The sequence below is a fragment of the Streptomyces sp. ALB3 genome (assembly GCF_044385685.1).
Taxonomy (GTDB): Bacteria; Actinomycetota; Actinomycetes; order Streptomycetales; family Streptomycetaceae; genus Streptomyces.
In genome coordinates this window covers 645763-652934 of sequence record NZ_JBISCE010000027.1, presented here as the reverse complement: position 1 = coordinate 652934, position 7172 = coordinate 645763, and the positions used below count along the sequence as shown (strand labels likewise).

4 protein-coding genes and 1 pseudogene are annotated in these 7172 nt (G+C 75.4%); 3 read left to right on the top strand and 2 right to left on the bottom strand.

The window, feature by feature from the left end; translation table 11 throughout:
• The 3 genes and pseudogenes from ACHFIV_RS18075 to ACHFIV_RS18065 all read left to right on the top strand — a co-directional run.
• Positions 1–320: pseudogene (locus ACHFIV_RS18075) on the top strand (hypothetical protein); the annotation flags it as partial.
• A 120-nt stretch (positions 321–440) separates the two neighbouring features.
• Positions 441–1130: a class F sortase gene (locus ACHFIV_RS18070; protein ID WP_398969679.1), complete on the top strand. Its 690-nt coding sequence runs from the start codon at positions 441–443 to the stop codon at positions 1128–1130.
• A 246-nt stretch (positions 1131–1376) separates the two neighbouring features.
• Complete coding sequence (locus ACHFIV_RS18065) at positions 1377–5867, top strand: HEAT repeat domain-containing protein (RefSeq protein WP_398969676.1); 4491 nt, start codon at positions 1377–1379, stop codon at positions 5865–5867.
• Positions 5868–5871: 4 nt separating this feature from the next.
• Here ACHFIV_RS18065 and ACHFIV_RS18060 read toward each other — a convergent pair whose 3' ends face one another.
• Complete coding sequence (locus tag ACHFIV_RS18060) at positions 5872–6537, bottom strand: DNA polymerase ligase N-terminal domain-containing protein (protein WP_398969673.1); 666 nt, start codon at positions 6535–6537, stop codon at positions 5872–5874.
• 36 nt (positions 6538–6573) lie between these two features.
• Positions 6574–7101: a DUF4232 domain-containing protein gene (locus ACHFIV_RS18055; protein ID WP_398969671.1), complete on the bottom strand. Its 528-nt coding sequence runs from the start codon at positions 7099–7101 to the stop codon at positions 6574–6576.
• Between the last annotated feature and the right edge of the window lie 71 nt (positions 7102–7172).

The following is a 7172-nucleotide window of genomic DNA, read 5'->3' as shown; positions in this document are numbered from 1 at the left end:
GCAGCAACGACGACCGTGAGAAGCCGGACTCGTGGAAGCACGAGAAGCCCGAGGGCGGTGTGCACGCCGGTGGCGGTGCGCTGGCCGGTGTGTCGGCCGACGACTGGCAGAAGGACAAGGAGTCCGGTTCCGGCAGCGACACGGACAGCGGGAAGACCTGGAAGCACGAGAAGCCCGAGGGCGGCGTCCACACCGGTGGTGGAGCGATGGCGCTCTCCGGCAGCAGCCTGGCCGCCGGCTCGGCCCTGATGCTCGGAGGCATGGGCGTCGCCGCGTACAAGCTGCGCCGCCGCAACGCCTCGGGTGCCGCGGCCGCCTGACCGGCGTCCGCACCTCTGCGTGAGACCTGTCGTGGCCGCCGCCCCACCCCCGGGGCGGTGGCCACGCCGATTCCCCTGCTCATCCGCCCGTCCCTCTCGCACACGAAAGGCAGCATGCGCATGGCCGCCCCGCAGCCGTCCGACCCCGACCCCGCCTCCCCTGCTCTTGGCCGTTCCCTGCTGTGGCCCGTCGTGGCAGTGGGCCTGGGCTTCCTCCTCGTCTACAACTCCTTCGACGCGTCGGCGGGAGTCCCGTCCGCACCCGCCGTCGTGTCCTTGCCGGCGGCCTCCTCGCCCGCGTCCCCCGACACGCCGGCCTCGGCGTCCGCCGTGCCCCCGGGGCTGCCCCGGTCCGAACCCGAGCGCATCTCGATCAGGTCGATCGCGGTAGACGCCCCCTTCACGCCCCTGGCGGTCGGCCCCTCCGGGCAGCTGGAAGCGCCGCCCGCGAACGACGCGAATCTGGTCGGCTGGTTCAAGGACGGTGCCACCCCCGGGGAGCGTGGCACCTCGGTGGTCGCCGGGCACGTCGACACCAGAACCGGACCAGCCGTGTTCCTGCTGCTCAGGACGCTCAAGGCCGGCAACACGGTGGACATCACCCGTGAGGACGGCGCCGTCGCCACGTTCGAGGTCGATTCGGTCGAGACGTTCAGCAAGGCCGACTTCCCGAGCAAGCGGGTCTACTCCGACAACGGCACCGCCCAGCTCCGGCTGATCACGTGCGGTGGCGCCTACGACAAGAAGAAGAAGGACTACGAGGACAACGTGGTGGTGTTCGCCCACCTGGCCTCCGTCAGGAGCACCTGACACCCCCCGTCCCCCTTCCCGTTCCCGGCACCCGGACAGGGCTCCGCGTCCGTGCGCCCGGCCCGGTCGCGCCCGGCACGCGCGGACGCCGGGACCGCGCGCGGACGGTGGGCCGGCCCGGTGGATGGCGCCGGTAACCGGTGGCCGAGGTGTCCCGCACGCACCTAACATCCGACGGTGACCAGGACTCCCGCGGGCGCGCGGACACATGAGCGACACCTTCCGAGCCGTCAGGAACGGGATGTGTTGGCGGAGCTGCGCCCGGTCTCCGAGCTCGGGCCGCTCATCGGGCACGCGGACCGCCGTGAGAGGTACCGGGCGCTCACCCTTCTGCACGAGCGGGCGGCCGGGCCCGCTCTGCCGGCCGGCGAGGCGGCGGAGCTGGCGGGACTGCTGCCCCGGGACGTGCCGGCGTCGCCGGAGGAGTCGCTCCTCCTGGCCGGTCTCCACGCGCGCCTCGCGCTCCACCTCCCGCGCCGGAAGCTGCCCGCGTGGCGGAGGAAGGGGCTTCCCGAACGGGTGCGGATCGCCTGGCTGCGCGCCGAACTCCTCACCGACCCCTCGGCGCTGCGCGACGAGCGGTTCGGTGAGCCGCTGTACCAGGCTGTTCGTGGCGTGGACGCGGGGGACACGCACCGCCCGGACCGGCTCGTGGCCCAACTCCTGGCTACCCGCGACCGCGTCCTGTGCGCGGAGGCGGTCCGGCTGATCCGCCAGGGCCTGCACGCCGGCCTGCTGGCCCCCGGCCCCGCCCGGGCTCATCTGGCCGGGCTGCTCGGCGGGGACACGGACGGCACGGCGGCCGCGGCCGCGGCCCTGGCGGAACTGGCCGAACCCTGGGCGGTGGTGGACCCGCTGCCCGAGGCCTGCTTCGCCCCGTATCTCGACGCGGCCCGCGCGGCCCCGGTGGCGTCCTACGCGCTCACGGCCGCCGCCCGGCACGGGCACGGTTCCGTCCTGCCGCGGGCGGCCGCGGATCCCGCCGTGCCCCCGGCCGTCCGGCAGTCGGCCATGGAACTCCTCGGTGACCTGGCTGAACGCGGTGACATCGCTGCGGTCCTGGACATCGCCGCCCAGGACCCGCTGCTCCTCGGCGGCCCCGCGGTGAGCTGCCTGCAAGGGCTCCACAGGCGCGGCCACTTCCCCGACGCGTGCCATGCCCCGGCCGTCGTAGCTCTGGCGCTGGCCGATCACTCGATCGACGCCCGCACGGTCGCGACGGTCCTCTACACCTGCCGTCGGGCGGTGCTGGACGTGCTCGTCGACGCGCCGGCGGACGACCCGGGCTGGCCGCGCCGGCTCGCCCTGCTCGTCGCCCTGGCCGGACAGGGGACGGGAGACCTCCCGATCGGTGCGGCCGTCACCCGCCTGCTGCCCTCGGCGCGCGTCCCCGGACCGTTTCTCGAAGCGATCCGTGAGCTGCGCCATGAGGACGCCGAGGAGGCCGTGCTCGCCGTGCTGCCCGAAGCTCCGGAGGCGGCGCTCGAAACGCTCGAAGCCATCGGTGGTCACCGTACGGCCGCGACGCTGACCGAAGCGCTCGGGCCGGACGTGGGCGGCCGTAGGATCGCTCCCTTCCTCCGCCCGGTACGGCACCGGGCACTCGAGCTCCTGTGGCAGCTGAGCACCGACCCGGCCGTCCGGCGCCACCTGCTGGCACGCGTCGATCCCACCGCGCTGCCCCCGGTTGTCGCGGCCGGCCTCGGAGCCCCGGACGAGCGCGAACCGGCCCTGTTGGCCGCCGGCCCCGCGCCCCGCGATCCGGTCGCCGCGCTGTGTTCGCTCGCGGCCCACGGCAGCGCGGCCACCCTGCCCGCCGTCACCGCGCTGCTGCTGCGGGTCGTACGCGAGCTGGCGGAGTCCTGGGAGACGGTGGAGACGGGCCCGCGCCCGGAACCGGCCAGGGCCGCCGAACCCGTCGTCCCGCAGGAGATCGTCGACGCCGTACGGGGCCTCGGCGGCCGTCTGCACGAGCGGCGCAGGATCAGGCCGTCCTGTCTGCTCGGTGCCCGGGACGCCGGGGAGGCGGGTGACGCGCTGGTGGCCGGGGTCGTGCTGGACCTGCTGGACACGCCGGGCCTGCCGGCCCGTCAGCTGTCCATCCTGCTCGAACTCCTGCGGCGCGTACCCTGCGCGCGGGCCCGCCCCCGGGTGCACCGGTTGCTGCGCCACCGTGACCCCCATGTGCGCAAGCAGGTGATCGCGCTCCTGGCCGCCGGCGCGGCGGGCGAGGACGCCCAGGCCCTGTCGGCCACGCTGATCGCCCTGACCCGGGCCGACGACATCCAGACCGTACGGCAGGCGCTGCTGGCCCTCGGTCAGGCGGAGGCCCGGTGGGCCTGCCCGGCGATCACCGCACTCCTCGAGCACCCCACCATGAACATCAGGAAGACCGCCGCGTCGGCGCTGGTGCACGCCGGGACCCCGGCCGCCGTGCCCGGCCTCGTTCGCGCCCTCGGCCGCGCCGACAATCCGGGGCTGCGCACGGGGCTCGTCGCCGCACTGCGCGCGGTGCTGGGCGGCGCCTGCACGGCCACGGTCCTCGCAGCCGCCGGGAGCACACGGGACGACCGTGAGAGGACGCTGCTGCTGCGGGCACTCGACGGGGTGCTCGCCTCCCGCACGGTCCTCGCCCTGGCCGAACAGGGTTCCCCCGTGGTGCCGGACCTGCTCGTCGCGGTGGCGGACGGCCGGATCCGTCTCGGTGCGGGGAGCGCCGCCGATCTCGTCGAGTTGTGGGCCGTGCACGGGATCACGGTGGCCGGCTCGCCTCCGGGCGAGGGCGCGGAGTCCCGTGCCGCCGCACTCATCGACCACGGCTGGAGCACCCGGGCCGCCCTGCGTCTCGCCGACGCTCCGGACGCCCCGCCGGCACGGTGCCTGCGGGAGCTGCGGCCGATGCTCGCGGACTGGCTGCGCCTGGCCGGGGACGTGCGGGGGGCGGGCACCCGGGACCGGGTCCTGCGCACGGTCCTCCGGCTGTGCCCCGCGCGGTGGTCGCCCGACGAGCTGGCGACGTTCGCCGGTTCGGCGCAGGTGCTCGTGGCGGGTCTCGCGGGCGAACGGGAGAACCGGCCCGGACTCCTCGCCGTGCTCCACGCGGTGGCGCCCCGCCTCTCCGGCATCGAGCGCCTGGTGACCGCTGACGCCGTGCGCGCCATGTCGCCCCCCGAGCCCGTGTGGGCGCTGCGGCTCCTCCGTGCCTGCGACGCGGTGGTGGGCCGGGGCGATCTGGACCGGTCCCTGGCCGCGGCCCGCTTCGCCCCGGACATCCGGGAGGCCGAAACCACCGTCCTGCGCGAGGTGTTCGGCACACCGGCCGCCCTCACGGCCGAGGACGGGGCGGAGGCCTGGTGGTCCGCGCTGCGCGCGGCCCTCCGCACACGCTCCGCGCTGGAGGAGTTCCGCCGCGGTGACAGGCACCCGCCGGGCTCCCGGTACAGGCTCTCGGCCCTCATGGCTGTCTACCCCGATGCCGGCGACGACGGGGTGCGCTCCTTCCTCGTCGACTGGATGACCGTCCTCCAGCCCCTCGACGTGCCCCCGTGGACGCTCGCCGAGACAGCCGGTACGGCTCCGGAAGCCGTACGCGTCGACGACCTCGACCAGCCGCGTTCGGCCGCGCGGCGCATCCGGCTGCTGGAGATGCTGGACGGGCCCGACGCCACCCGCAGGGCCGACGCCGCCCGGCAGTTGCTGGGCTGGCCGGAGCCGGGGACGGCAGCCACGGTCCTCGACGCGTACCTGCGAGGACGCATTCCCCTGCCGTCCGGTGACCGCCTGGCCCGCGCGCTGGCCACCGTCGACCCGGCGGTGCTGAACGCCGGGGGCCTCGTGCACGCGAGGGTGGCCCGACTCGCCCGGCAGCTCCCGCCCCGGGACCTCGTCCCCCTGATCCCGCTGCTGCTCGGCTGGTGGGAGCACGGCTCCGCCGACCTCCGGACGGAAAGCGGCCACGCCCTGCGGGCGGCACCCGCGGATGTGCTGGCGGACCACCTCGGGACCCGCCTCGAGGCCGGGGCCTGGGGTCTCCTCGACCTGCTGGTGGGCCGGCGGCTGCTCGGGACGCCGGCCATGACACGGGTCCGGGACCGGCTGCGCGCGGAGGGGCGCGATGACCTGGCCGAGGGGATCCTCCTGGACGAGGGCCCGCCTCCGGGTCCCTGTACGCCGGACTCCACCGCGACGGACCGGCACCCGGCCCCGACCGCCGGGCCCGGCCACCGGCCGGAGCGCGCGGAACTGCTGCACCTGGCCCGCACGGGCGGCCCCGAGCAGATACGCAGGGCTCTCGCCCGGCTCGCGGAGGAGCACGGCGGCCGGGCCCCGGATCCCGACCCCGCCCTGAGCGAGGTCATCGCCGAACTGCTGAACCACCCCCTGCCCCGGGTCAGGCTGCGTGCCCACCGGACCTCGCGCGCCATGCTGGAACGGTCCGCCCACCTGCTCAACACCGTCGTCCTGCTGGACGACCCGCAGCCGGACATCAGCCGCTCGGCGATCAGGACGCTCTGCCGCGCCGGCTGGGAGCCCGCCCTTCCCACGCTGGTCGGCCTGCTCGACCACTCCCGTCCGGCCGTGCGCGCGGAAGCGGCCCAGGGGCTGCTGCTGATGGGAGCCAGCGCGGTCCCGGCTCTGCGGCACGCCGTCGCCCACGCCCGCCCCGACAGACGCCCGCGCTACGCGGGCCTTCTGGAGCGTCTCACCGGGACCGGCGGCGAGCCGCTCCGGCCGTGAGCCGTCAGCGGGCGCTCTCCCACTCCGCCACGGCGACCTGGTGCAAGGTGCGGCCGGTGCGTGCCGACCGGGCGTGGTACGGGTCGGGGGTGCCCGGCCGGTCGTGGACCGCCTGGCGGTCGTTCGCCTTGATCAGCAGCCAGGCCTCCGGCCCCCGGGTCCCGTCCTCGTCGTCGATCCGGAAGCGGGTGAGCGCGAACTCGCCGTGCAGTTTGGTGCCGTCGAGCCAGAACGTCGCGTGCCCGCGCTCCAGGGACTCGGCGAACGGGACGGGGTCGCCCGCGAGGTCGTGGCTGGTCGGGCGGTAGGTGCCCTGGTCCCAGACGATCACGGTGCCGCTGCCCTGCTCCTCACGCGGAATGACGCCCTCGAACTCGCGGTATTCCAGAGGGTGGTCGTCCGTCGGCACGGCCAGCCGCTTGTCGCTCGGATTGTCCGACGGGCCACGCGGCACGGCCCACGACTTCAGGACGCCGTCGACCTCGAGACGGAAATCGAAGTGCATACGCCTGGCGTCGTGGATCTGCACCACGAAACGCCGTGTGCTCTCGCTGTCCACGCCTGTTCCCTCCGCCGGGATGCGGTCGGACGATGCGCGCCTGCCCGGTCGGAGCCGCGCGCTCCGCACAGTCCATGTCTCCACTCTGCCGCGCACGGCCGCACGCCGCATGGCGGCGGCCGTGCGCGGCGGAGTGGAGAGGCCGGGTCAGCCGGCGTGGCGTTCGAGCGCCGCGTCGGCCGCCGCGCCCGAACGGTGCCACCAGGTGGTCACCGGCTCCCAGACGCGCATCCCGTCCGGTGCTCCGAGCGAGGCCGCGTCGAAGATCCGACCGCGGTGGCCGGGGTCAGCGGCGACCGTCAGCCGGTCCACCACGCGCAGTTCCGTGGCCGCGGGGTCCAGCGTGCGCACCGCGGCGTGGGCGGAACTCCCGGCCGGCAGGCGGTACGGGGCGCTCCCACCTTCGGGCACCGGCAGGGCGGGCCCGTCCAGGTCGCCGAAGACGACCGTCGGGACACGGTCGACGGCGCAGGCCTGGCGCCCGCGGTTGGTGACGCCGATCCGTACCGTCCCGGGCTGGTCCGAGGCCACGGCGGCGACTTCCAGGCTGGTTCCACGGCACGTGGGGAGAGGGGGCACGGCGGACGAGGAGGCCGACGCGGCACCTGCCGGAGCAAGCAGGGCGAAGGCGAGGGCGACAGCCAGGGGGAGGGCGGCTTCGGTACGGATGCGCATGGGTTGTCCGTTCCCCACGGCGGCGTCTTCCACCCGTACCCGCCCGGTCCGGACCAGATCCTTGACGGGTC

Excerpts from the sequence above, each read along its gene's own strand:
- ACHFIV_RS18060 (WP_398969673.1), bottom strand. The coding sequence starts at position 6,537 with ATGCGGCGTGCGGCCGTGCGCGGCAGAGTGGAGACATGGACTGTGCGG.
- ACHFIV_RS18055 (WP_398969671.1), bottom strand. The coding sequence starts at position 7,101 with ATGCGCATCCGTACCGAAGCCGCCCTCCCCCTGGCTGTCGCCCTCGCC.
- ACHFIV_RS18070 (WP_398969679.1), top strand. The coding sequence starts at position 441 with ATGGCCGCCCCGCAGCCGTCCGACCCCGACCCCGCCTCCCCTGCTCTT.